At 75.3% G+C, this 24,596-nt stretch carries 23 protein-coding genes; 8 read left to right on the forward strand and 15 right to left on the reverse strand.

Going from position 1 to position 24,596, the window contains the following annotated elements; translation table 11 throughout:
• Positions 1-41: 41 nt before the first annotated feature.
• From CCE01nite_RS09195 to CCE01nite_RS09205, 3 genes are read right to left on the reverse strand one after another with little or no spacing between them, the layout of a single operon-like run.
• A complete protein-coding gene (locus CCE01nite_RS09195; RefSeq protein ID WP_034631796.1) occupies positions 42-764 on the reverse strand; it encodes a phosphatase PAP2 family protein in 723 nt (240 codons plus the stop codon).
• Complete coding sequence (locus CCE01nite_RS09200; protein ID WP_084142790.1) at positions 761-1,510, reverse strand: phosphatase PAP2 family protein; 750 nt, start codon at positions 1,508-1,510, stop codon at positions 761-763. Before CCE01nite_RS09200 ends, CCE01nite_RS09195 begins: the two co-directional genes overlap by 4 nt.
• Before the next feature lie 60 nt (positions 1,511-1,570).
• Positions 1,571-2,020 carry a hypothetical protein gene (locus CCE01nite_RS09205; protein ID WP_034631794.1) on the reverse strand — a complete coding sequence of 150 codons (450 nt, stop codon included), beginning with the start codon at positions 2,018-2,020 and terminating at the stop codon, positions 1,571-1,573.
• Between the two features lie 270 nt (positions 2,021-2,290).
• Between CCE01nite_RS09205 and CCE01nite_RS09210 the strand changes: the two genes are divergently transcribed.
• Positions 2,291-3,982, forward strand: a complete 1,692-nt coding sequence (locus tag CCE01nite_RS09210) for a glycosyl hydrolase family 18 protein (RefSeq protein ID WP_169744037.1) — start codon at positions 2,291-2,293, stop codon at positions 3,980-3,982.
• Between the two features lie 125 nt (positions 3,983-4,107).
• Here CCE01nite_RS09210 and CCE01nite_RS09215 read toward each other — a convergent pair whose 3' ends face one another.
• The 4 genes from CCE01nite_RS09215 to CCE01nite_RS09230 all read right to left on the reverse strand — a co-directional run bounded on the left by CCE01nite_RS09215 (position 4,108) and on the right by CCE01nite_RS09230 (position 7,112).
• Positions 4,108-4,575: a hypothetical protein gene (locus tag CCE01nite_RS09215; protein WP_052104255.1), complete on the reverse strand. Its 468-nt coding sequence runs from the start codon at positions 4,573-4,575 to the stop codon at positions 4,108-4,110.
• A 153-nt stretch (positions 4,576-4,728) separates the two neighbouring features.
• A complete protein-coding gene (locus CCE01nite_RS09220; protein WP_034631792.1) occupies positions 4,729-5,295 on the reverse strand; it encodes a PadR family transcriptional regulator in 567 nt (188 codons plus the stop codon).
• Between the two features lie 282 nt (positions 5,296-5,577).
• Positions 5,578-6,384, reverse strand: coding sequence for a hypothetical protein (locus tag CCE01nite_RS09225; RefSeq protein WP_034631790.1), 807 nt, complete (start codon positions 6,382-6,384; stop codon positions 5,578-5,580).
• Positions 6,385-6,629: 245 nt separating this feature from the next.
• On the reverse strand, positions 6,630-7,112 hold the full coding sequence (locus CCE01nite_RS09230; protein WP_034631788.1) for a hypothetical protein: 483 nt from the start codon (positions 7,110-7,112) through the stop codon (positions 6,630-6,632).
• 226 nt (positions 7,113-7,338) lie between these two features.
• Between CCE01nite_RS09230 and CCE01nite_RS09235 the strand changes: the two genes are divergently transcribed.
• Positions 7,339-8,628, forward strand: coding sequence for a sensor domain-containing phosphodiesterase (locus CCE01nite_RS09235; protein ID WP_052104254.1), 1,290 nt, complete (start codon positions 7,339-7,341; stop codon positions 8,626-8,628).
• Here the strand turns inward: CCE01nite_RS09235 and CCE01nite_RS09240 are convergent.
• On the reverse strand, positions 8,603-9,376 hold the full coding sequence (locus tag CCE01nite_RS09240) for an SDR family NAD(P)-dependent oxidoreductase (RefSeq protein WP_034631787.1): 774 nt from the start codon (positions 9,374-9,376) through the stop codon (positions 8,603-8,605). The two genes, CCE01nite_RS09235 and CCE01nite_RS09240, sit on opposite strands and share 26 nt — an antisense overlap.
• An 82-nt stretch (positions 9,377-9,458) precedes the next feature.
• A complete protein-coding gene (locus CCE01nite_RS09245) occupies positions 9,459-10,253 on the reverse strand; it encodes a CPBP family intramembrane glutamic endopeptidase (RefSeq protein ID WP_052104253.1) in 795 nt (264 codons plus the stop codon).
• Between the two features lie 248 nt (positions 10,254-10,501).
• On the opposite strand from CCE01nite_RS09245, the gene CCE01nite_RS09250 reads away from it, so the two are divergent.
• Positions 10,502-12,502 carry an ATP-dependent metallopeptidase FtsH/Yme1/Tma family protein gene (locus CCE01nite_RS09250; RefSeq protein WP_141372227.1) on the forward strand — a complete coding sequence of 667 codons (2,001 nt, stop codon included), beginning with the start codon at positions 10,502-10,504 and terminating at the stop codon, positions 12,500-12,502.
• Between the two features lies 1 nt (position 12,503).
• On the opposite strand, the gene CCE01nite_RS09255 is transcribed toward CCE01nite_RS09250, so the two are convergent.
• The 6 genes from CCE01nite_RS09255 to CCE01nite_RS09280 all read right to left on the reverse strand — a co-directional run bounded on the left by CCE01nite_RS09255 (position 12,504) and on the right by CCE01nite_RS09280 (position 19,277).
• Positions 12,504-13,442: a hypothetical protein gene (locus tag CCE01nite_RS09255; RefSeq protein ID WP_052104438.1), complete on the reverse strand. Its 939-nt coding sequence runs from the start codon at positions 13,440-13,442 to the stop codon at positions 12,504-12,506.
• 58 nt (positions 13,443-13,500) lie between these two features.
• A complete protein-coding gene (locus CCE01nite_RS09260) occupies positions 13,501-13,920 on the reverse strand; it encodes an ATP-binding protein (RefSeq protein ID WP_052104437.1) in 420 nt (139 codons plus the stop codon).
• Complete coding sequence (locus tag CCE01nite_RS09265) at positions 13,910-14,245, reverse strand: STAS domain-containing protein (protein ID WP_034634475.1); 336 nt, start codon at positions 14,243-14,245, stop codon at positions 13,910-13,912. Before CCE01nite_RS09265 ends, CCE01nite_RS09260 begins: the two co-directional genes overlap by 11 nt.
• Before the next feature lie 5 nt (positions 14,246-14,250).
• Positions 14,251-16,254, reverse strand: coding sequence for a glycosyltransferase family 2 protein (locus tag CCE01nite_RS09270; RefSeq protein ID WP_034634471.1), 2,004 nt, complete (start codon positions 16,252-16,254; stop codon positions 14,251-14,253).
• On the reverse strand, positions 16,251-17,498 hold the full coding sequence (locus CCE01nite_RS09275; RefSeq protein WP_052104436.1) for a PP2C family protein-serine/threonine phosphatase: 1,248 nt from the start codon (positions 17,496-17,498) through the stop codon (positions 16,251-16,253). The genes CCE01nite_RS09270 and CCE01nite_RS09275 overlap by 4 nt, the downstream gene beginning before the upstream one ends.
• Before the next feature lie 330 nt (positions 17,499-17,828).
• On the reverse strand, positions 17,829-19,277 hold the full coding sequence (locus CCE01nite_RS09280) for a family 43 glycosylhydrolase (protein ID WP_211254600.1): 1,449 nt from the start codon (positions 19,275-19,277) through the stop codon (positions 17,829-17,831).
• 490 nt (positions 19,278-19,767) lie between these two features.
• On the opposite strand from CCE01nite_RS09280, the gene CCE01nite_RS09285 reads away from it, so the two are divergent.
• From CCE01nite_RS09285 to CCE01nite_RS09305, 5 genes are all read left to right on the forward strand, one after another.
• Positions 19,768-20,049: an iron-sulfur cluster assembly accessory protein gene (locus CCE01nite_RS09285; RefSeq protein WP_034634470.1), complete on the forward strand. Its 282-nt coding sequence runs from the start codon at positions 19,768-19,770 to the stop codon at positions 20,047-20,049.
• Between the two features lie 326 nt (positions 20,050-20,375).
• Positions 20,376-21,362: an ABC transporter ATP-binding protein gene (locus tag CCE01nite_RS09290; protein WP_052104435.1), complete on the forward strand. Its 987-nt coding sequence runs from the start codon at positions 20,376-20,378 to the stop codon at positions 21,360-21,362.
• A complete protein-coding gene (locus CCE01nite_RS09295; RefSeq protein WP_034634469.1) occupies positions 21,359-22,210 on the forward strand; it encodes an ABC transporter permease in 852 nt (283 codons plus the stop codon). The genes CCE01nite_RS09290 and CCE01nite_RS09295 overlap by 4 nt, the downstream gene beginning before the upstream one ends.
• Positions 22,211-22,365: 155 nt before the next feature.
• A complete protein-coding gene (locus tag CCE01nite_RS09300) occupies positions 22,366-23,874 on the forward strand; it encodes a sensor histidine kinase (protein ID WP_141372228.1) in 1,509 nt (502 codons plus the stop codon).
• Complete coding sequence (locus CCE01nite_RS09305) at positions 23,871-24,542, forward strand: response regulator transcription factor (RefSeq protein WP_141372229.1); 672 nt, start codon at positions 23,871-23,873, stop codon at positions 24,540-24,542. The genes CCE01nite_RS09300 and CCE01nite_RS09305 overlap by 4 nt, the downstream gene beginning before the upstream one ends.
• Positions 24,543-24,596: the final 54 nt, after the last annotated feature.

Genomic DNA, 24,596 nt, shown 5'->3' on the forward strand with positions numbered 1-24,596 from the left:
GAAGGGGGCAAACCCTGTGGCCGCGCGTCGGGGCAGCCGGCTCAGCGCGCCGCAGCCGCCCGGGCCCGCCCTCGGCTCGTGCGCGGCTCGCGGCGGCGCAGGTAGTGCCACGCGAGCCCGGCGCACACGACGCCGTTGAGGACGCCGACGAGGACGTCGGTCAGGTGGTGCATGCCGCGGTAGAGCCGCGCGTACGCGACCAGGACCGGGACGAGCAGGCACACGGCGGTCGCGAGCCAGCGCAGCGTCGGGTTGGCGATCCGGCGGCTCAGGAGCGCGAGCGTGAGGTAGAAGGCGGTCGACGCCCCGACGTGGCCGCTCGGGAAGCTCGACGTCGGGGGGGCCTCGTCGAGCTTCTCGACCGACGGGCGCTCGCGGCCGACGACCGCCGCCGCGGTCACGAACACGGCGGCCTGCACGGACACGGCGATGCCCGGGACGACGGCGAGCCACCACTCCTTGGTGCGCCACCACACGAGCGCGATGACGAGCAGGCACGTGACGATGATGAACAGCGTCGCGCCGACGTTCGACCACAGCGCCGTGACCTGGTCCATCGTCGGCGTGCGGTCCGCGGCGAGCTCGGCGTTGAGCGTGTCCTCGGTGGGCAGGTCGTCGAGCGGCCCCCGGATGAGCGTGCCGAGCCCCACGATGACCGCCCACAGCCCGACGGCGGGCGCGAGGGCCCGGCGGGCGAGGTCGCCCCCGGCGCTGCGGAGGGTCGGTCGCGACGTGTCCTGCGCGTACCGGTGGACGAAGCTCACGGGTGGGCCTGCCTGTCATGGTGGGTGTCGGGGTGGTCGGTGTCGGGGCGGGGGAGGTGCGGGGTCCGGCCGACGTAGCCGAGATACGACGCGCCGACCATCGCGGTGCCGAAGAGCGCCCCCGCGACGACGTCGGACGGGTAGTGCACGCCGAGCAGCACGCGGTCGGCGGCGGTCAGGACGACGAGCGCGGCGGCGACGGCCGGCACCGCGACGCGCCCGCGGCGGCCGAGCAGCGGCCAGACGAGGAGCGTCACCGTGAGGCCGGCCGCCGCGGTGTTGGTCGCGTGGCCCGACGGGAAGCTGAAGCCGTCGGCGTGCGCGACGGCGTCCTCGACGACCGGGCGGGCGCGCGCGACGACCTGCTTCATGACCTGCGCGAGCCCCCAGGCGACGAGCAGCGTGACGAACGCCCAGGTCGCGCGCGTGCGCAGGCCGTGCCGTCGCCACGCCCACAGGCACAGGAGCGCGACGAGCGGGTTGACCCACACGCCCCGGAACGCCTCCTGCCACGCGAGCAGGACGCTGCGCAGGCCGGGGGTGTCGCGGGTCAGGTCCGTCGCGGCGGCGATGACCGCCTCGTCGAACGCGACGACGGGCGAGGACTCGGTGCGGACGACGAACGCGAGCGCGGCGACGGGCAGCCCGAGCGCCGCCGCGAACCCGGCGGCGCGCAGCAGGCGGTGCGCACGGCCCGGGTGGTGCGGGGCCTCGGCGTCGCGGGAGTCCGTGCGGCGCGAGGTCATCCGCGAAAGGTAGACGTCCCGGGCCGCGCGCGCTCGTCGAGAGGGCGGTGGGGCCCGGGGTCAGGCCGGCGCCTGGCGCAGCTCCTCGGCGAGCCGGCGCAGGTCCGCGTCGAGCGTGTCGAGCGCGCGGCCGAACGCGTCGGCGGCGTCCTCGCGCGCGGTCTGCAGCGCCTCGCCGGCCTCCTCGACCGAGGCGACGGCCTCGTCGCGCAGGGCCTGGTCGTCGCTGTCCCGGGCGGTCTCGGCCTGGTCGAGCGCGGCCTGCGCCTCGTCGAGCGCGGTCTCGGCCTCCGCGCGCGCGTCGGCCTCGGCGTCGTCGAGACCGGCGCGCAGGTCGTCGATCTGGTCCTGGACGCCGCCGAGGTCGACGACGTCCTCGCCGAGGTCCTCGGGGGCGAGCGTCTCGGGCCCGGAGCGCTCGGCGACGGGGTCGGCGCTCTCGTCGGCGGCGGTGCAGCCGGTCAGCGCGAGGGCTCCGGCAAGGGACAGCGTGACGATGCTGGTGCGCATGGGCGAACCCTTCGGTCGGTGCTGGTGCGCCCAGTCTGGCGACGCCCGCGGGTCCGCGCGCGTCGAGCGGCGGGCGGCCCACCACCCGGACGAGTGGTCTCGCGGATGCCGTGCCGGGCGCGGGTGGGCGCGCACGCGAATGCCGCACGACCGGTCTGTAAGTCAACCGTTGACCGGGTGAACAGCCGACGGCTACTGTCGGAATCGATCCATTAGTACACCATCCTTACATATCTGGCCGCGAGGCCGAGAGGACAGGGGACTGCCACGATGGGCTTCACACACCGCGCCGCCGCGGGGCACAGAACGCTCGCACCGCACCACGAGACGGCCATGGTCGCGCCACGCACGCGCGCCGCCGTCGCACTGGCCGCCCTGGCCGGCCTGCTCGTCACCTTCGTCGCGGCCCTGCCGGCCGCGCCCGCCCACGCCGCCGGGACCTTCACCGCGACCTTCACGTCCGCGGGGGACTGGGGCAACGGCCACCAGGTCAACGTCAAGGTCACCAACGGCAGCACCGCCGCTGCCCCGTTCACCGTCGAGTTCGACCTCCCGGCCGGCACGACGATCAGCAGCTCGTGGGACGCCGACGTCACGCGCAACGGCAACCGTTACACCGCGAAGTCGAAGACCTGGGCCGGTGCGCTCGCGCCGGGCGCCTCCTTCACCTGGGGCTACGTCGCGACCGGCGGCCACAAGGCGCCGTCCGCGTGCACCGTCAACGGCGCGACCTGCTCGGGCGGGACGGTGACGCCGCCGCCCGCGACGCCGACGCCGACCCCGACGACCACCACGACCCCCAAGCCGACGCCGACCCCCACGACGACGACGCCGCCGCCCGGACCGGCCGGCAAGAAGGTCGTCGGCTACTTCACCGAGTGGGGCGTCTACGGCCGCAACTACCACGTGAAGAACATCCAGACGAGCGGCTCGGCGGACAAGCTGACCCACATCGTCTACGCGTTCGGCAACACGACGGGCGGCAGGTGCTCGATCGGTGACTCCTACGCCGACTACGACAAGGCCTACACCGCGGCCGACAGCGTCGACGGCGTCGCCGACACGTGGGACCAGTCGCTGCGCGGCAACTTCAACCAGCTCCGCAAGCTCAAGGCGATGCACCCCGGCCTCAAGGTCGTCTGGTCGTTCGGCGGCTGGACCTGGTCGGGCGGCTTCACGCAGGCCGCGCAGAACCCCGCCGCGTTCGCGGAGTCCTGCTACAACCTCGTCGAGGACCCGCGCTGGGCCGACGTGTTCGACGGCATCGACGTCGACTGGGAGTACCCCAACGCGTGCGGCCTGGTCTGCGACACGAGCGGCCCGCAGGCGTTCGACAAGGTGATCAGCGCCCTGCGCACCAAGTTCGGCAGCAGCGCCCTCGTGACGGCGGCGATCACGGCCGACGGCAGCAACGGCGGCAAGATCGACGCGACGGACTACGCGACGGCCACGCAGAAGCTCGACTGGCTCATGCCGATGACGTACGACTACTTCGGCGCGTTCAACCCGGCGGGCCCGACGGCCCCGCACTCGCCGCTGACGTCCTACGCGGGCATCCCGCAGCAGGGCTTCAACTCCGAGGCCGCGGTCGACAAGCTCCTCGGCAAGGGCATCCCGGCGAACAAGATCCTGCTCGGCGTCGGCTTCTACGGCCGTGGCTGGACCGGGGTCTCGCAGGCCGCACCCGGCGGCTCGGCGACGGGCGCCGCACCCGGCACGTACGAGGCCGGCATCGAGGACTACAAGGTCCTCAAGAACCGCTGCCCCGCGACGGGCACGGTCGGCGGCACGGCGTACGCCAAGTGCGGCAGCGAGTGGTGGAGCTACGACACCCCGCAGACGCTCGCGGGCAAGATGTCGTGGGCCAAGAGCAAGGGCCTCGGCGGCACCTTCTTCTGGGAGCTGTCGGGCGACACCGCGAACGGCGAGCTGATCAGCGCGCTGTCCACCGGGCTGCGGTAGTCGGTCCCGCTCGGCGCCGAGGGCCCGGCGGCTGGTTCCCCCACCAGCTGCCGGGCCCTCGGTCTGCGTGCGTCCGGGCGGTGTGCGCCTGGGCGGTGTGCGTCCGGGCGGTGTGCCCCGCGCGGTCAGGCCGGCACGGCGTCCCGCGGGCCGCGGCGGGCGAGCAGGACGCACAGCACGAGCAGCACGACGACGAACGGCGCCCAGCCGAACCGCTCCCACGGGCTCGACGACGCCGCGTTCATGACCGCGCCGAGCCCGAGCAGCCCCACGAGCGCGCGCACGCCCGTGCGGCCGACGCGGGCGGGCAGCCGGACCCCGACCCCGCCGCGCGCGAGCACCACGAGCGCAGCCAGCAGCCAGACGACGGCCGAGACGCTGCTCGCCACGCGCAGCTCGTCGGGCAGGCGGCCGGGGTGCGCGCCGCTCCAGGCTGCGACGCCGAGCGGTGCGCCGGCGGCGAGCGCGACCTGGAAGGCGGTCACGAGCGCGAAGCCCGACGCCGCGGCGACCGCGAGGCGGCGGTCGCGCGATCGGGCGGCGGCGGGGTCGACGCCAGTGGCAGCGGGGAAGGGGGTGGTCTTCGTGGGCATCGGGGGCTCCGGGGTGTGCGCGGGTGAGCGGTGGTGGCGACGCGCGGTGCGGGGTGCGCGGCGCGTGCGGGCGGCGGTGTGCCGCGGGGACGTGGTTCGTGGCGGGCGGCGGTGTGCCGCGCGGGGACGTGGTGCCGTGCCGTGCGGTGGGTGTCAGTCGTCGGACGGTGCCGGCCCGGCCTCTCCCGCCGTGAGGGCGCCGAGCGTCGTGAGCGCCTCGTCGGCCCATGCGAGGGTCGCGCGGGCCGCGTGCTCGCCCGCCGCGATCGTGAGCAGCCAGTAGGGGCTGTCCTCGACGTGCTCGACGTGGTCGTGGTCGGCCCGCGCGGCGGCCAGCGCCGTGAGCTGCTGCTCCGCGCGATCGCGCGCGTCCCGGACGAGCTCGGCGCAGGCATCCGGGCCGAGCATCCGCCCGAAGAACAGCCGGAGCAGGACGCCGTTGCGCGGTGCGCCGGGCTGCGGCGGCTCCGCGAGCAGCGCGCGGAGCTCGGTGCGCCCGGCCGCCGTGAGCGCGAACGCCGACGAGCCGGTCCGCGCCCCGCCCTGCCGCTCGACGAGGCCGTCGCGCTCGAGCTCGGCGAGCGTGGGGTAGATCTGCCCGAAGCTCTCGCTCCAGAAGTGCCCGAGCGTCCCGCGGATGGCCTCGCGGACGGCGTAGCCGGTCATGGGCTCGATGCTCAGGGCGCCGAGCACGGCGGTGCGGGTCTGGCTGCTGCGCATGGCGCTCCTTGTCTCTTGGAGATATGTCTAGCAGATATGTGTCGCAGAGGACAGGGCGCAGCGGTGCCGGGCCGCACCGGGCGGCACGGGGCGGCACCGCGCGGTGCGGGTCGTCCGGGGAGGGCGCGCGACCGTCCCCCCGACCCCGGTGCGGTCAGAGTCACCGCGGCCGACGAGACGAAGCTCGCGATCAGCGTCGAGGGTGCGCCCTGCCTCGGCGCGTACCGACGGCCCGGGGTCGATCGAGCAGGAGTCGTCCCTGCGGTCACCGGGGCCGCTCGGTCAGGGTCGGCACTGGCCGACGGCGATGCCGAAGAGCCAGACCTCGCGCAGGCCGGTGATGCCGCGCGGGCCGGTGTTGCCGGTGCAGACCAGGTCGCCGTCGATGAACAGCGGGCCGAGGTCGATCGAGTGCGGGTTGTCCTCGAGGATCACCGAGCCCCGGATCTCCGAGCGGCAGAACTGCCTGCCCTCGACCCCGAGCCGCGCGTAGTCCGTGAGCGCCTCGACGCGCAGGTCGCCCAGCACGGCGGCCCGGCAGACGAGCACGTCGCCGTTGCCGATCGAGTGGAGCGTCCCCAGGAACGTGGAGTCGTGCACGACGAGGCGGCCGCCGCGTGACGTGGTGCTCCCCGCGACCGTCGTGGACTGCAGGCGGGCGATGTCGGACGTCGTGACGTCGTAGTCGCCGCTGACGCGCGCGTACCTCAGGCTCACGATGCCGGCCCGGCCCACGACCGAGCCGCGGACGGTCGACGACTCGGCCGAGAGGTTCGCCGGCGGGTCCAGCGACACCCAGCCGACCACGGTGTCGCGCAGCTGCGCGTCGCCCCGCAGGTACAGGCCCTCATGGACCCGCACGCGCTCGGAGGTCAGCGTGGCGCCCTCGTAGGAGTAGACGGTCCCCCGGACCACGACGTCGGTCAGGTGGCAGTCGACGTCGACCCACAGGTGCGAGCCGAGGTCGATCCCCTCGACCCGGCCGTCGGCCGCGAGCTCGCTGCACCGGGTGATCGCCGGCGGCGCAGCGCCCGCCGGCGCGGCGACCGCCCACGCGAGCACCGTCCCCAGGACTGCGGCGATCCCCACGCCGGCTGCACGACGAACGCCAGTTCTCACGGTTGCCCCCCCGAGCCCGAGTCGTCCCCCGATCGTGCGTCGCGCACCGCCCCCGGGGCGAGCGTCGCGCCCGGCTGCCACCCGATCGGCTCAGTGCGACGCCGGGGCGTCTCCGGCCGGACCGTGAGGTCGTCCCCAGTCAGCCGGCGCTGCGGGCTGGTGACATGGGAAGGCCCCGCTGCGGTTCTCCGCAGCGGGGCCTTCCGAGCACGAGGTCAGTGCGTGCGGTGCGCGTCGTGCGCGTCGTCGTCGCCCTCGATCTCCTTCGCGAGCAGGTAGGACCCGACGGCCCACACCGCTGCGCCGAGGAAGCCGACCCAGACGCCCAGGTCGGTGCCCAGCTCGTCACCGCGCTCGAGGCCGCCCATGGGGTTGAGCGCGAAGGCCAGGCACTGGATCGCTGCGGCGATGCCGACGGCCATCGACACGAGCGTCAGACCACGGTGCTGCCCGCGGCGGGCGCGCTTGCCGGCGTAGATCAGCGCGGCGAGGAGGCCGAGGCCGAGGTAGGCGATGAACGGGACGAGGGAGTCCGTCTCGTAGCCCGTGCGGGGGTCGGCGCTGTCGGCCGGGTTCACCCAGTTCAGCAGCGGGGAGATGTTGAACACCACGATGCCGGCGGCGGCGACCGTGAGGCCGGTGGTCTTCGCGCGGCGGGTGGTGCCGTGCGTGGTGGTGGTGCTCGAGGATGTGGCCATGGGAGAGATCTCCGTCGTGAGGGGGTGTGGCCTGCCCATTGCCTGGACCGGGCCGTCGGCAACCGTCGCACCGTCCTGGGGGTACCGCCATCCGGGGGACTGTGACGTTCGCGCTCACGCGTCCGCGGGGGACGAGGAGTCGGGCGGTGCGCGACCGTTCATGACCTGGCCCCGCCCGCCGATGGGCACCCACGGGCGGCGTGCGCCCACGACGGGAGCCGGTGGCATGGGCAGGACGCGGTCGGACGCGGAGCAGCAGGTCGCGGAGCTGCTGCGCACCGCCAAGGAGGCGCTCGGGCTCAGCGTCGCGTTCCTCACGCGCATGGACGGGCAGACCCAGCACCTCGAGGTCGTCGACTCCTCGATCCCGTTCCTCTTCCCCGAGGGCGCGAAGCTCAAGCAGGAGACGACGTTCTGCCAGCAGATCCTCGACGGGCGACTGCCTGCGGTCATCCCCGACGTCCGGGCGCACCCGCTCGCCATGACGCTGCCCGCCGCGAGGTTCCCGCGGCTGCGCAGCTACGTGTCCGTGCCCGTGACGCTGAGCGACGGCAGCTTCTACGGCACGTTCTGCGCGGCGGGGCTCACGACCGACAAGGGGCTGACGGTCCGCGACAAGGCGCTCCTCGGGGTCCTGGCGTCGGCGGCCGCGGTCATCATCGAGCCGGGCGTCGTCGAGCGCGGGCGGCGCGACGACATCACCGCGCGCCTCCTGCCGGTGCTCGACGGCGCGGGACCGACGGTGCTGCTGCAGCCGATCGTCGACCTGCCCACCGGCCGCCGCGTCGGCGCCGAGGCGCTGAGCCGGTTCCCCGCGACGTGGGGCATGACGCCCGACGTCGTGTTCGAGCAGGCGCACAGCGTCGACCTGGGGCACCGGCTCGAGCTGCAGGCCCTCGAGCTCGCCGCGGCGCACCTCGACGCGGTCGGCGGATACGTCGCGATGAACGTCTCGCCGCAGACCCTCGTGACCCGCGAGTGCGCCGAGCTCCTCGCGCGCCTGCCCGCGTCGCGCGTGCTGCTCGAGCTGTCCGAGCACGACCCGGTCGACGACTACGGCGCGCTGCGCGAGGTCCTGACCGGCCCGCGCGCCGCCGGGATGCGCCTCGCGATCGACGACGTCGGCGCCGGGTTCTCCTCTCTGCGGCACATCGTGCTGTGCGCCCCGGACGTCATCAAGCTCGACCGCAGCATCGTCGACGGCGTGTCCGCCGACCCGGTGCTCTCGACGCTCGTGGGCGCGCTCGTCGAGTTCGCGCACGGCAACGGCACGACCGTCGTCGCCGAGGGCGTCGAGACCGCTGCGGACGTCGAGACCCTGCGCGGGCTGCACGTCGACCTCGCGCAGGGCTGGTTCTTCGGCCGGCCCGGACCCGCGGAGCAGCTCGAGCCGGTCGAGGCGGCGGTGCCCGACGACGTGCCGGCGCTCCCGACGCAGCGCACCGCGAGCGTCGTCCCGCAGCCCGGTGCGGTCCCGCCGGCGGCGGCCGTCAGCGGGGCAGCTCGACCCCGGTGAGCTCCGCGAGGCGGGCCAGCAGGCCCTCCTGGAGCTCGACGTCGGACGCCTCGGGGTTCGCGACCTGGATCTCGTGGCGCTTGACGTACTCCCCGGTCACGCGCGCGCCGTCGTCGTCGGACGTCGCGAGCCAGACCTGCGTCGCGGCGCCCTCGTCGACCTCGTCCCACGCGTCCGGCCCGCCGAGCTTGGTCTTGATCCAGCCCGGGTCGACCGCCGTGACGAGCACGTCCGGCCACCGGCGCGCGACGGCGAACGCGAGCGTGACGTCGAGCAGCTTGGAGTCCGAGTAGGCCTGCATCCCGTCCCACGGGCGGGCCTCGAACTGCAGGTCGTCGAGGTGCGTGCGGCCCTGCGACTCGAGCCCCGACGTCAGGTAGACGAGCCGCTGCGGCCGCGGCATGAGCGCCGTGAGCAGGTACGGCGCGACGGTGTTGACGTGGAAGATGCGCTCGAGGCCGTCCGCCGTGACGGTCCGCTCGGGCACGCCGCCGCCGATGCCGGCGTTGTGGATCACGGCGTCGAACGGCCCGGCGGCGGTCGCGGCCTCGGCCAGCGCGCGCGTCTCGGCGAGCGAGGCGAGGTCGCCGACGACGACGTCGGCGAGGCGCGGCTCGGCGGCGCGCAGGTCGGCGGCGCGCTCGGCGTTGCGTGCGTGGCCGACGACGTCGTGCCCTGCGGCGAGGAGCTGGCGCGCGGTCTCGAGGCCGATGCCGTCGCTCGAGCCGGTGACGAGGATGCGGGACACGGGTACTCCTTCGGGCCGGTGGAGGTCCATCGTCGCGCAGTCGGCGGCGGCGGTCGAATCGATCCGAGGAAGGACTCGGCGGTCAGCCGCGGGACGTCGCCGAGACCGGGGCGGCGGCCACACCGGCGTAGGGTCGCCGCGCGCGGGCGACCGCGAGCACCAGTCCCGTCGTCACCACCATCGCGACCGCGTTGACCACGACGGCGGCCAGCTCGCCGGTGCGCTCGCCGGCGACGACGAGCAGCGCGAGGTTGACGAGCCAGTGCGCGAGGGTCGCGACGACGACGCGCTGCACCACCGAGCCCGACCCGAGGGAGGCGAGCAGCACCGCGAACGCGAGGGTGGCGACGACGAACGCCACCGCGACGCCCGCCCCGGCGGCGAACGCCTGGACGTGCCACACCGCCCAGACGGCCCCGGTGAGGAGCGCCGCGCGCAGGCGGGAGGTGCGCCGCTCCAGCAGCGGCTGCAGCAGCCCGCGCCAGCCCGTCTCCTCGCCCGCGGCCCCGAGCAGCTGCGCGAGCGCGACGACCGCGAAGGGGACGGACCCGACCGCGACGGCGCCGCTGACCGGCGCCCCGGTCGCGAGCGTCAGGCCCAGGACGAGGACGGCGTAGAGCAGGCACGCGCCCGCGGCGAGGGCCGTCCGCGTGCCGAGCTCGCGGGGGCTGACCGGCGCCGGGAGCAGCGTCCGGAGCCGTGCGCGGTGGACGAGCCACGTGACGAGCGCACCGACCGCCGGCGCCAGCTGGACGTGGGACTGCACCGCGGGGTCGACGCCCGTCGCGCCCTGCACCGCGAGGAGGAGGCCCGAGGCCACCAGGGTGGCGACCACGAAGACGACGACAGGTCCGGTCACGCGCGCGGGCTGGTCCATGCGGCGGACCCTAGCGAGCGGAGCGGCCGGGCCCGCGACGGTCTCGGCGACGGGGTCGAACGGCGACCGCCCGGTCGGCCTGCGGCGCCGCGGGGGAGCCGGCGGACGGTCCTGGACGCCCGTCCGCCATGCACAGCGCCCCCGCCGTCGCCACCCGACGGCCGGGTCGGAACGGGTGAAACAGCGACGTCTCACGCCTCGGACGAAGGTCCCCTCACGTGTCCCCGCGGCCCGCCGATGACGGGGGAATGACGCCCGACGAGCGCATCCCCGCAGCCTCCGCGACCTCCCTGCCCGCCACGGCCGCGCCCGAGGCGGCGCCCACGGCGAGCCCCAGCACGACCGCCGACCGCTCGACTGCCCCGGCCGGCACGAGCTCCGCCGCCGGCCGCGGCGCCGGTGCGGCCGGCACGGCAGGGCCCGACGACGAGCGCCCGCTCCTGTCGTCGCTGCGGCGCTGGTCGCGCCGCCGGACCGTGCTCGCGGTGACCGCGGGCGTGCTCGTCCTCGGGGGTGCGGGCGCTGCCGTCGCGGCGTCGTCCGCCGGCTCCGCGGTCGAGCCGCGCGAGGTCCCGCTCACCGCCGCGCTCGCGAGCATCACCGCGGGTGACGTCACGGCCGCGACGCTCGACGACGGCACGAGCACGGTGACGCTCGACCTCGCGGGCGGGGCCGCGACGCAGACCCGGTTCCCCGCCGACTACGCCGACGAGCTGACGCAGACCCTCGTCGACGCGGACGTCGCCCTCGACACGACCGACGGCACCTCCCAGGGGCCCGTCGCGGAGGCCGCGCTCCGCGTGTTCCCCGTCGTGCTCGTCCTCGGCCTGCTCTTCCTGCTCGTGCGCGTCCTCAACCCGGGGATGCTCGGCGCGACCAAGAAGAAGGCGCTCACGTCCGGCGAGGTCCCGACGGTGACGTTCGCCGACGTCGCGGGCGCCGACGAGGCCGTCGACCAGCTCCGCGAGATGGTCCAGTTCCTGCGCGACCCCGCCCGCTTCGAGGCCGTCGGTGCGACCCGGCCGCGCGGCGCGCTGCTCGTCGGCCCGCCCGGGACCGGCAAGACGCTGCTCGCGCGCGCCGTCGCCGGCGAGGCCGGGGTCCCCTTCTTCGCGCTCGCGGGCTCGGACTTCGTCGAGACGTACGTGGGCGTCGGTGCGCGGCGCGTGCGCGACCTGTTCGCCGAGGCCCGCAAGGCCGAGCGCGCGATCATCTTCATCGACGAGATCGACGCCGTCGGCCGCGCCCGCAGCGGCAAGGGCAGCAACGGCAACGACGGCGAGCGGGAGAACACCCTGATCTCGCTGCTCAACGAGATGGACGGCTTCGGCGGCTCGCAGATCGTCGTGCTCGCGGCCACGAACCGCGCCGACATCCTCGACGCGGCGCTGACCCGCCCGGGCCGGCTCGACCGCGAGGTGCACGTGCCCAACCCCGACCGCCGCGGGCGCACGCTGATCCTCGAGGTGCACGGCCGCACGCGCCCGCTCGCGGGTGACGTCGACCTCGTCCAGGTCGCCCGGCAGACGCCCGGCATGTCCGGCGCGGACCTCGCGCAGGTCGTCAACGAGGCCTGCATGGAGGCCGCCCGCCGCGGTCAGCCGCTCGTGGACGCCGCCTGCTTCCAGGCCGCGATCGCGACCGTCGCGCTCGGCCGGGCGCGCACGTCCGCGCTGGTCACCGAGTTCGACCGTCGTATCACCGCGTGGCACGAGGCCGGCCACACGATCGCCGCGGCGCTCCTGCCCGACGCCGACGACCCGGTGTCCGTCACGATCGTGCCCCGCGGTCCCGCCGGCGGAGTCACGTGGATGAGCGGCAGCGACGACATCTTCCTGCCCCGCAAGAAGGCCCTCGCGCAGCTCGTCGTCGCGATGGCCGGGCGGGCCGCCGAGGAGCGGCTGCTCGACGGCGAGTTCACGCAGGGCGCGTCGGGCGACCTGCAGAGCGCGACGAGCCTCGCGACGTCGATGGTCACGCAATACGGCATGACCGGCTTCGGGTACGCCCAGCTCGACGCGGACACGCTGCGGGTCGGGGGAGAGGTCGCCGCCCGGGCGCACGCGCACGTCGACGCGCTGCTCCAGGACGCGCACGCCACCGCGACCGCGCTGCTCGCCGAGCACGCCGAGCTGCTCGAGGCCGTCGCGGACGCGCTGCTGCTCGACGAGACGCTCGACGGGCCGCAGGTGTTCGCGCTCGTCGCCGAGCACTCGACCCCGCCGCAGGGCGCGGTCACCGCCGCCTGAGTCAGGAGTCCAGCCGCGTCCGGATGACCCCGTCGGCGTCGGGCAGCCACGCCTCGAGCAGCGGCGGGTCGTTCGTCCGCCCGCGCCAGGCCGCCCGCGTCGCCCCCGCGAGGAGCGTGCGCAGGTCCGGCGGCGCGTCGCCCTCGACCCAGCGCTGACGGGCGCGCCCGTCGGCGGCGACCCACACGAGGCTCTCGACGCGCTCGGGCGCCGGCGGCGAGGCCAGCACCGCACCGACGCCGTCGGGCAGGTCCGGCCACACGAACACGTGCGCGCGCGGCCGCAGGGTGACCCGCGGCTGCTCGGCGGTGAGCCGGTGCCAGCGCGGCCACGGGCCCCACTCCTCGACCATCACCGCGCCGTACGCCTCGAGGAGCGCGTCGACCTCGGCCCAGAACGCGGGGTCGACGGCGCGGCGGTCCTCCCACGGGGAGACGTCGGTCGGCGCGGGGTCGTTCGGCGACTGGGCGACCTCCTCGCAGTCGAGCCCGGCGGCGAGCGCGCGGGTCAGCGAGCGCGGGCACGGAGATCCCGCCCCCAGGTACACCGACTCGTACCAGACGTGCACGAACGCGCCGGCGGCCTCGAGCCGGCACCACGCGCCGGCGCGGCGCAGCATCACGCGCACGAGGACCTGGGCGCCCGCGACGTCGACGAGCGCGCCGTCGTGGTAGCCCTCGAGCCGCGGCCCGAACAGCCGGGCGAGCGGGTGGTCGGCGGGCAGCGGCGTCTCGTCGGGGTCGAGGCCCTCGCTCATCGGGTCGCGGACCTCGAGGTGCGTCACGCCGAGCTCGTCGAGGAACCACGCGACCGCCTCGACGTGCGCGGCCTCGACCGGCCCCTCGTCGCTCGTCCACGCGGCGTCGCCCGAGTACCGGCCCGCGGCGTCCCAGTCGCGCGGGTCGTACTGCGTCACGCGGTAGGTGTACGGCAGCTGCACGTGGTTCCCCCCTCCGCGGCTCCCCGGCGACGCCGGGTCCCCTCCCCGCGGTCCTGGGTCAACCCTGCCAGTGCCGCACGAGGCGCCAGTGGTTGCGCCCCTCGCCGCGCCGGTAGGAGATCTCGTGCACCGCGCGGCGGGCGAGCGGGATGCCGCGGCCGTTCGTCGCGAGGTCGTCCTCGGGGAGGTCGACGTCGAGGTCGATGTCGACGAACGCGCCGGTGTCGGTCAGCTCGCCGACGAGCGAGCCGTCCTCGACGCGCAGCACCACGTGCGCGTCGAAGTCGTCGCCGCGCTCGGCGTGCTCGATCACGTTGGCGGTGACCTCGATCACCGCGGTCTCGAACATCATGCGGTCGAGGTCGGGGACGTCGGGCGCCTGCTCCCACAGGGCGGCGAGCGCGTGGTGCACGCGCTCGATGCAGCCCGGCAGGACGCAGTGCTCGACCCGCGTCTCGACCGGTCGGTCAGCCGGCACCGACGGCGTCCTCGACGCTCGCGTGGGGCCGCAGCACCCGGTCCATCGTGGTGAGCTCGAGCACCGTGCGCACCTGCGTGGACGGCCGCGCGATGCGCAGGTCCCCGCCGGCGGCGCGGGCCGAGCGCAGGCCCCCGACGAGGGCGCCGAGCCCGGACGAGTCCATGAACTCCGTCTCGTGCAGGTCCACCACCACGACGGTGTGCCCCTGCGCGACGACGTCGTCGACCACGGCCTTGAGGTCGCTCGCGGCGACCATCGTGAGCCTCCCGCGCGGCCGGAGCACCGCGATCCCGTCGGGTCGGACGTCCCTGTCGAGCTGCATGCGCGTCACTGCCCTTCCTTGCTGCTGGAGCTGGTGGAGCCGACGGCGGGGGTGCCGGTCGGGCTGCCGGGGGTCGTGCCGTCGGTCGGGCCGGCGTAGCCGCGGTAGCGCAGCGCCTCCACGATGACGCTGAGCACCACGAGGTCGTAGGCGACCCACGCGAGGTTGACGAACGTGCCCATCCAGGGCGCGTAGCCGAGCCCGAAGCGCACGAGGCCGATGAGCGCGGCGACCACGAGCGCGCCCATCGCGACGAGCTGCGGCAGGACGAGCCGCCACGACCCGCCGCCGTCCTGGCGCACCTTGGGCGTCACCGCGAAGCCGAGCGGCCGGCCGAACCAGACGTTGGCGGTCGCGGTCACCGTCGCCTTGATCCACACGGGGAACAGCGCGAGCGAGTACTGCTGCCCGCGCCACGTCTTCACGCCGTGCGCGGCGACGACGAACAGCAGCTGGCTCGCGAGCTGGAACGGGATGAACCGCGCGAAGAAGTCGACGGTCCACGCGGTCACCGGCAGGACGCCGAAGCACAGGAAGATGATCGGCGCCGCGAGGTACACGACCGCCGCGAAGCCCGACAGGTAGCTCCACATCGTCGAGAAGTACATGACCCGCTGGCTCCAGCGCAGCCCGCGCATCGTCAGCGGGCTCTCCTTGAGCATGACCTGGAGGGTGCCCTGCGCCCACCGCAGCCGCTGCGTGATCATCGTCCCGAGGTCCTCGGGCGCGAGCCCGTCCGCGAGCCGCTCGTGGTGGTAGACGGTGCGCCAGCCGAGCGCGTGCAGGCGCATCGCGGTCGCCATGTCCTCGGTCACCGAGACCGTCGCGACCGACATCACGGCCTGCGCCTCGTCGGAGCGGTCGACGTCGACGGCGGCGACGAGCGCGCGGACCGACTCGATCGCCCCGAGGGGGGACCACTCGCGCGAGGACAGCCGGCGCAGGGCCGCGTCGTCGACCGTGAGCGTGGTCTCCTCGACGTGGCGCCCGGAGCTCATCGCCGAGATCGCCGCGAGGTCCGCACGCATCGCGTCGACGTCCGCGGTGACCATCGACGCGGACACCTCGCCGACCCGCCGCTGGAAGTCGAACGTGACCTCCGAGATGGGGTCCTGCGCGTGCAGGCGCCGCTGCGCGTCCCGGACGGCCGCCTCGACCTCGTCGAGCGCCGCGAGCACGCGCGGGTCGCGCTCCTGCCGGCGGCTGCGCGCGAGCACCGTCGCGCCGGCCTTGAGCGCCTCGCGCACGGTCCGCTCGGTCTCCCGGACGTAGCCGACGAGGCCGAGCTGCATGAGCGCGTCGCGCCGCAGCACCGCGTTGGACCCGCAGAAGAACGCGGCGTTCCAGCCGTCCTTGCCCTGCTGGATCGGGCCGTAGAACAGCGGGGCCTGGCTGCCGAGCGGGTCGGCGTCGGGCACGTTCGTGAAGTACTGCGGGGTCTGCACGAGCGCGACGCGGTCGTCGGTGAAGTAGCCGAGCGTGCGCTCGAGGATCGCGGGGTCGGGGATCTGGTCCGCGTCGAGGATGAGGATGAACTCGCCGTCGGTCGTGAGCATCGCGTTGTTCAGGTTGCCGGCCTTGGCGTGCCGTGGGCGGTCGGCCCAGTCGGCGGTGCGCACGATGTACCCGATGCCCGCGGCGTCGGCGGCGGCGCGGAGCTCGGGGCGCGCGCCGTCGTCGAGCACGTACGTCTGGTGCGGGTAGCGGATGTCGCGGGCCGCCAGGGCGGTCGTCATGACCATCTCGACGGGCTCGTCGTACGTCGTGATGAACACGTCGGCCGTCGCGCCCTCGGAGGGCGGCGGCGGGGTCTCGCGGTCCTTGGCCCGCCACATCGTCATCCCGAAGAACGCGACGTCGATGAAGCTGTAGGTCTCGGCGATCACGAGCGGCACGGCGATCCACCACGCCGACCAGTTCACCGACTCGAGCCAGCGCCACACCGTGTAGTTGAGGCCGAGCGTCACCGCGAGCAGGACGGCGATGCGCAGCGCGAGCTGGCGCCTCATGCGTCGTCCTTCCCCTCGGACGAGGCGTGCCCGGGCGCGCCGGCGGGCGCACCGGACCGCCGGAGCGCGAGCACCGTGAGGTCGTCGGGCCGCTCGACGCCCGCGGGGGCGAGCGCGAGGACGCGGTCGACGGCGTCCTGCGCCGACGTCGCGCCGCGCACGGCGTCGCCGACCCGGTCGACCGACGCGAGCGTGCCGTCGAGCACGTCGAGGACCCCGTCGCTGAACGTCACGAGCAGGTCGCCCGGCGCGAGGGCCAGGCGCGTGACGAGCCGCTCGCCGACGTACTCCGGGATGCCGAGCGGCGGCCCGGTCGACGTGAGCCGCCGCACCCCGCCGCCGTCGGCCGGCACCAGGAGGCTCAGGCCGTGCCCGGCGTCGACGTAGGACAGCTCGTGCGCCGTGGTGTCGAGCCGCGCGTGGAACGCCGTCACGAAGCTCCCCGAGCCCAGCAGGTCGGGCTCGACGGCGGCCTGGGTGTCGGCGAGCGCGCCGTCGACGCCGCGCGCCCGGCTGCTCGCGCGCAGCACCGCCCGGACCGTCGCGGCGATGATCGCGGCGCCCATGCCCTTGCCCATGACGTCCGCGAGCGTGACCGTGACGCCGCCGGGGACGACGTCCCAGTCGTAGAAGTCGCCGCCGACCGCGCGCGCGGGCAGGCACGCGCCGGCGACGTCGTAGCCGTCGAGCACCGGGGGAGCGGCGGGCAGCAGCCCGGCCTGCACCGACGCCGCGCGCTCGAGCTCGGCCTCGACGATGAGCTCCTTCTCGACCCACCGCGCGAGGTCGCCGAGCAGCGCGCGGTCGGCGGCTGAGAACTCCCGCGGCCGGTCGTCCGCGACGCACAGGGTCCCGACGCGGTGGCCGCCGGGCGCGACGAGCGGCTGGCCGGCGTAGAACCGCAGGCGCGGGTCGCCCGCGACGTACGGGTTCGCGCTGTACCGCGGGTCGGCGCTCGCGTCCTCGACGACGAACGTCGCGGGCTCCGCGATCGCCATCGAGCAGAACGAGTGCCGGCGCGGGATCTGCGTGACCGCGGTGCCGATGTGCGCCTTGTAGAACAGCCGGTCGGCGTCGACCAGCGAGACCATCGCGTTGGGCACGTGGAAGAGCTGCTGCGCGAGCCGCGCGACGCGGTCGAACCGCTCCTCGGGCTCCGTGTCGAGCACCCCGAGACGGCGCACGGCGGCGACGCGCTCGTGCTCCGCGACCCGGTCGCTCTGCCCCTGCTGCGCTCCCCCCATGCGCCGACGGTAACCAGCGGATCGGGCTGCTGCGCGACCAGTCCCACCCCGCGCGCGCCGCGGTGCCGGGTTCCTCCCGGTGCGGTCCGATTGGTCCCCCCGAACTGGTCGGACGCCCACCTCCGGGAGCCGGGAACACCGGCAGGGCTGCGTCTGTTGGGACAGGTGCGCACCGGTTCATGACCCCCGGGCTCACCCATCGCCGCCACGAGCGGCCCCGCGCCGTGAGGCGTCTGCCGGTGCGCACCCACGTCCGACGGGCGGCAGCCGAGGTGGCTGCCGCCCGTCGCCGTTCGCGGGTGCGTCGGGTCGCGTCGCGCCCGGGGTCCCTCAGTACACGTACGGCCAGCCGGCGGCGTCCCAGCCGAGGAGGTTGACCCCGAGCTGGGGTGCCCCCGAGTCCGTGTAGTAGTGGTAGAAGAGCACGTCGCCGTCGGTGTCGGCGAGCACCGCGGAGTGGCCCGGTCCGTGGATCGACCCGCGGCCCGCGAGCACCTCGGTGCCGCCGCCGCTCGTCATCCGCGTGCCGTTGCGGTCGACGTACGGCCCCGTGATCGAGGTCGAGCGGCCGACGGCGATCCGGTACGTGCTCTGGGCGCCCTTGCAGCACGCGTCGAACGACACGAACTGGTAGTAGTACCCGCCGCGGTGGATGATGTCGGGCGCCTCGATGCCGGCGCTGCGCGACGCGATCGAGTGCATCGCGGTGCCGGACCGCAGGCCCGTCGCCGGGTTGATCTCGATGAGCTTGATGCCCGACCAGAACGACCCGAAGCTCATCCACACGCGGCCCTGCGCGTCGGTCACGATGTCGGGGTCGATCGCGTTGTAGTTGCTCGACGCGGTCGTGCTGACGACCAGACCGCGGTTGGTCCACGTCCCGGCGTCGCCGCTGGGGCTCGTCGCGAGGTAGATGCCCGAGCTGCTCGTCCCGAAGGACGACGCCGAGTAGTACAGCCAGTACTGCCCGTTGCGGTAGGTCAGGTCGGGGGCCCAGACGTCGCCCGTGGTGTGCTGCGAGGTCCACGGCGTGCCGTTCGGGAACGCGGAGCCGGCGGCGGACCAGGAGGTGCGGTCGCGCGAGGTCTTCAGCGGGATCCCGCGACCGGTCGTCGCGACGAGGTAGGTGCCGTCGGGGCGCTTGACGACCGTCGGGTCGTGCGCGCCGATGTTGCCCGTGACGGCGCCCGGCCCGGGGTAGGCGGCGGGCGGCGTGCCGGTGCCGCCCGTGGGGGTGGGCGTGGGGGTCGTGCCGCCCGCGGTCCACTGCTGGTTGGTCCGGCCGTTGCAGGTCCACAGCGCGACAGCGGTGCCGTTGGCCGTGCGCGCGCTGGTGACGTCGAGGCACAGCCCCGAGCGCGGGTGCACGAGCGAGCGGTTCGCGCCCCACGCGAACCGCTGGTTCTCGCTGCCGGTGCAGCTCCACGAGATGAGCGCGGTGCCGGCCGTGGTGCCCCACTCGAACGCGTCGAGGCAGCGGGTGCCGTCGTGCGTGCGGAGCTCTCCGGCGGACGTCAGCGTCCAGCCCTGCCCGGCGACGCCGTTGCAGTCCCAGATCTGGATCGCGGCGCCGGCGGTCGTGCTGTTGTCGCGCACCTCGAGGCACCGGCCCGACTGCACGCCGACGAGCGTGGGCGGGGCGGCCTGCGCGGCCGGGGCCATCGTGAGGAGCGCGCCCGCGGCGAGCGCGGCGGTCGCGACGGTGGCGGCGAGGCGCCGCAGGGAACGGGTCGGGGTGGGGCGGTGGTCGGTGGTCGGGCGGGAAGGACTGCCGGGCATGAGGGCTCCTGCACGTCGGGGACGCCGCGGGGGCGGCGTCCGGTCCGGGTCGGCGACGTCGGTGTCGCGGACGTCCACGCCGGGCGCTGCGTGATCGTGCGAGGGCGCCCGGTCGGTCGGATGTGACCGCTAACATAGGGACTCGGAAAGTTTCGGTCAACGATGTAAACGGTTCGTGGGGAGATTCTCATCAGGCCCCCGCGTCGCCTCGGCCGGAGGGCCGCGGGGCGTGCGCCGCGGGCTCCCCGGGACAGGCGCGGCGACCGTCCGCACCTGCGCAGGAGCATGTTCTGGCGCTGCGCGGCGGCACTCGGTGCACCAGCGCCGCGGCCTCCGTCGGGCCGCTGCCGCGGGGGTCTCGCTGCGTGGACCCCCGGTTGCAGGCCTCATCGGGCCTTGTGACGGTGGACGGGACCGAAGGCGTCGACCGCGCGGCCCGAGAGGGCTGTGGCCGGCCGGCGTCCTCACCGGCAACGAGAGGAGAGCACCCGTGCTCACCCTGACCGACAACGCCCGCAGCGCCGTCGAGGACCTGGCCACCCAGGCCGGCCTCCCCGACACCGGGGGCCTCCGCATCGCGGAGTCCACCGAGCGCGCGGGCTCCCTCGAGCTCGCCCTGGTCGCGGCGCCCACGCCCGGCGACGACGTCGTGACCGCGGGCCGCGCGACCGTGTACGTGGCCCCGGAGACGACCGACGCGCTGGCGGACCAGCAGCTCGACGCGGAGGGCACCGACGCGGGGGCCGGCTTCCGGCTCGCGCCGCAGGAGTAGCAGCAGACGACCCGGCTCGCGCCGGGGTGGACGAGGGGTGGCGCCGGGTACGGCGCCACCCCTCGCCGCGTCGGTGGCCCGGCCGGTGCGGGACGGGCGGCCGCGCCGGAGCGTCGCCGCGTCGCCGCGTCGCTGCGTCGCCGCGTCGCCGGGCCGCCGTGCTGGCGCCCGTCCGACACGCTCCCCTCCCGCCGACGCGCAGCCGCACGGGGTACGCCGTCATCCTCACGGCGTACCGCGCGGGCCCCCCGACTTGGTCCCCGCGGGCCTCCCGGAGCCCCCGGACCCGCTCCTACGTTCGAAGCACACCGAACGCAGGAGGACGCATGATCGAGGCCACAGGGCTCACGAAGAGGTACGGGGACAAGACCGCCGTCGACGGGCTGACCTTCACGGTCCGGCCCGGGCGGGTCACCGGGTTCCTCGGACCCAACGGTGCGGGCAAGTCCACGACGATGCGGATGATCGTCGGGCTCGACCGGCCCACCGGGGGAACCGTGACCGTCAACGGCAAGCCGTACGCGCAGCACCGCGCGCCGCTCGGGGAGGTCGGCACGCTGCTCGAGGCCAAGGCCGTGCACACCGGCCGGTCCGCCCGCAGCCACCTGCTCGCGCAGGCCACGACCCACGGGATCGACCCGCGCCGGGTCGACGAGGTCATCGAGGCGACGGGGCTCGCGTCCGTGGCGAAGAAGCGCGCCGGGACGTTCTCGCTCGGCATGGGCCAGCGGCTCGGCATCGCGTCGGCGCTGCTCGGCGACCCGCAGACGCTCATCCTCGACGAGCCGGTCAACGGGCTCGACCCCGAGGGCGTGCTGTGGGTGCGCCACCTGCTCCGCGGGCTCGCCGCCGAGGGCCGGACGGTCTTCCTCTCCTCGCACCTCATGAGCGAGATGGCGCTGACCGCCGACCACCTGATCGTGGTCGGGCGGGGGCGGCTCGTCGCGGACGCACCGGTCCAGGAGATCGTCGCCCGCGCGAGCTCGACGACCGTCCGGGTGCGCACGCCGTCCGCCGCCGAGCTGGAGGCGGTGCTCGCGCGGCAGCCCGGGACCGGGGTGACGTCCGTCGCGCACGACCTGATCGAGGTCACCGGCAGCTCCGCACCGCAGATCGCCGCGGTCGCCGCGCACGCGGGCCTGGTCCTGCACGAGCTCACGCCCGTGCAGAGCTCGCTCGAGGACGCCTACATGCAGCTCACCGCCTCCGAGGTCGAGTACCGCTCGACCACGGCCGACACCCCCGCCCCCGACGCGACCGTCCTCGCCCGGCCCGCCGGGTCCACCCGTCCCACCTCAGGAGCCCACCGATGACCGCCCTCGTCGTCCCCGGCGCCGCGGCGCCCGCCCGCCGCCGCGTGACCGTGCACCCCTCGACCTTTCCCCGGCTCGTCGCCGCCGAGTGGGTCAAGCTCCGCTCGCTGCGCTCGACCTGGTGGACGCTCGTGCTCGGCGCCCTCGTCGTCCCGGCGTTCGCCGCCTCCCGCATGTCGAGCATCTCCGCCGTGCCGGAGGCGGTGGGCAGCCCCTACCTCGTGGGCGCGGTCTACGTCACGTCCGGGGTGGCGCTCGCCCAGCTCGTGTTCTGCACGCTCGGGGTGCTGTCGGTCGCCGGCGAGTACGGCACCGGGCAGATCCGCTCGACGCTCGCCGCGGCGCCCACCCGGGTCCCCGCACTGGCCGCCAAGCTGCTCGTCGCCGTGCTCGCGGTCATGGCGGCGTCGCTCGTCGCCGTGCTCGCGGCCTGGGCCGCGAGCGCGCCGTGGTTCGAGGCCACCGGCATGTCGGTCGACCTCACGCGCGGACAGGACCTGCGGATCGTCCTGGGCGTGCCGCTCTACCTGGGTGCCGTGACGGCACTCGCGTTCGGGATCGGCGCGATCGTGCGCAGCTCCGCCGCGGGCATCGCCGCGGTGCTGGGCCTGCTGCTCGTCGTCGAGAACGCGCTCGCGTCGATCCCGTGGACGCCGATCCAGACGCTCGCCGCGCACCTCCCGGCGAGCGCGGGCAGCCGGCTCCTGCAGGCCGACGAGGTCGGCTCGGTCATCACGGTGTCGAGCACGACGGACCTGACGCCGTGGCAGGGCTACGGCGTGCTGCTCGCCTGGGTCGCCGCGGTGCTCGTGGTCGCGGGCGTGCTGCTCCGCCGGCGCGACGCGTGAGCATGGTCCTCGGCGCGGGGGCGGGCGGCCCGGTGGCGGCCCGCCCCGCTGCGGCGCCCGGTGCGGCGCCCGGCGCGGGCGGCCGCCTCGCTGCGCCGTCCGACGTCACCCGCCGCCTCGCTGCGGCCCCCGGACCGACCTGGGAGAGTGCTCCGGTGGAGGCAGCCGGCGGTCAGGGCGGGGCGCGTGCGGGGCGGGCGACGCCGGCGCCGGTGTTCACCGAGCAGTCCGCGCGCCGCCGCGGGCCCGTGCGCCGGTTCCTCGTCCGGCACCCCGCCGTGACGGACGCGCTGCTCGCGCTGGTCTTCCTCGGCTGGGCCGGGCTCATCGGCCTCGGCGCCGACTCGATGTACGCGCTGTCCGCGTACCTCGGCGGCGAGCGCGTCCTGCAGATGCAGACCGTGCTCCTCGCGCTCATGGTCGTGGGCGCCGCGGCGCTGATGTGGCGCCGCCGCCGGCCCGTGGTGGTCGCCGGGGTCATGGGCGTGCTCGCCGTGGCCGCGCTGGCCGCAGCCGGTGCGACGTCGGGGTTCGAGCTCGGGCTCGCCCTCGCGCTCTACACCGTCGCCGCCGCGTCGTCGCCCCGCATCACATGGGTGACCGCCGCGGCGACCGTGAGCGCCTGCCTCGTCGCGGCGCGCGTCCTCGACCTCCCGGCCACGGTCGGTGCCATCGCGATGGGCGTCGACCCCGCGATCGGGACCGACCTGGAGGCGGCGACCCGGCAGGCCCAGGCCGGCGGCTTCCTGCAGAGCGCCGTCTGGTACCAGACCGCGGCGCCCGTCCTCGTGCTCGCGCTGCTGGCGGTCGCCGTGGGGACGAGCGCGCGCAACCAGCGCCTGCACCTCGCCGCGTTCGTCGAGCAGGCCAACGCGCTCGCGCGCGAGCAGGAGCAGCGCGCGCTCGTCGCCCAGGCGGCCGAGCGCGCCCGCATCGCCCGCGAGATGCACGACGTCGTCGCGCACAGCATCTCGGTGATGATCGCCCTCGGCGGCGGTGCCCGGGCGGCGGTCGACTGGGCGCCGGACCGGTCCCGCGAGGCGCTCGACGAGCTCGTCGCCACCGGCCGGGCCGCGCTCGGGGACGTCCGGCGCGTGCTCGGCGTGCTGCACGACGACGGCCCCCGCCCGCCGGCGCTCACGGCGCGGCCCGGGGACGACGCCGGTCCGGCGGACGGCCGCCCCGACAACCCACGCGCCGGGGACGTGCGCACGGGCAGCACCGACGCGGTGCACGGCGACGACCCGACGCCGTTCGAGCCGCAGCCGAGCAGCGTCGACCTCGGCGCGCTCGTCGAGCGGTTCCGGTCCGCGGGCCTGCCGGTCCGGACCACCGGGCTCGCGGACACGGGGCTCACCGAGCTCGACGCGAACCGCCAGCTCGCGGTCTACCGGGTCGTGCAGGAGGCGCTGACGAACGTGCTGCGCCACGCGCCCGGCACGCCGGCCGTCGACGTCGCGGTGCGCCGCGACGCCGGGACGGTCGAGGTCGTGGTGACCGACGGGGGCCCGACCCTGCCGGTCGACGCGAGCCCCGGCTCCCAGCGCGGGCTCGTCGGGATGTGCGAGCGCGTCGCGGCGTTCGGCGGCGAGGTCGAGACCGGGCCGTACGGTCGGGGGTGGCGCGTGCGCGCGCTGCTGCCGTCGGACGAGGGAGACGCATGACGAGGGTCCTGCTGGTGGACGACCAGGCGCTCGTGCGCATGGGCTTCCGGCTCGTGCTCGAGAGCGCGGGGGACATCGACGTCGTCGGCGAGGCGGGCGACGGGAAGGCCGCGTTCGAGCAGGTCGGGCCGCTGCGGCCCGAGGTCGTCGTGATGGACGTGCGCATGCCGCGCGTCAACGGCATCGAGGCCACCCGGAGCATCGTCGCGACGTACCCGGACGTGCGCGTGCTCATCCTCACGACGTTCGACCTCGACGAGTACGCGTTCGCGGCGCTGCGGGCCGGGGCCAGCGGGTTCCTGCTCAAGGACGCCGCGCCCGACGACCTCGTGACCGCCGTCCGCACGATCGCGTCGGGCGACGCCGTCGTGTCCCCGCGCGTCACGCGCCGCATGCTCGAGATGTTCGCCGACCGGATGCCCGAGGCGGGGGACGACCCCGACGCCGTGCACCCGCGCCTCGCGGACCTCACGCCGCGCGAGATCGAGGTGCTGCGCTGCGTCGCGGACGGCGACTCCAACGCCGAGATCGCCGAGCGGCTGTTCCTCTCCGAGGCCACCGTGAAGACGCACATCGGGCGCATCCTCGCCAAGCTCGCGGTGCGGGACCGGGTGCAGGCCGTCGTGCTCGCCTACGAGACGGGGCTCGTGCGCGCCGGGACGGGCTGAGGCGCGGCGGCCCGGTGCCCGATCGGGACGCCCGCGTGCGCGAACGCGCGCCCT

It is taken from the genome of Cellulomonas cellasea, from assembly GCF_006538745.1.
Taxonomy (GTDB): domain Bacteria; phylum Actinomycetota; class Actinomycetes; order Actinomycetales; family Cellulomonadaceae; genus Cellulomonas_A; species Cellulomonas_A cellasea.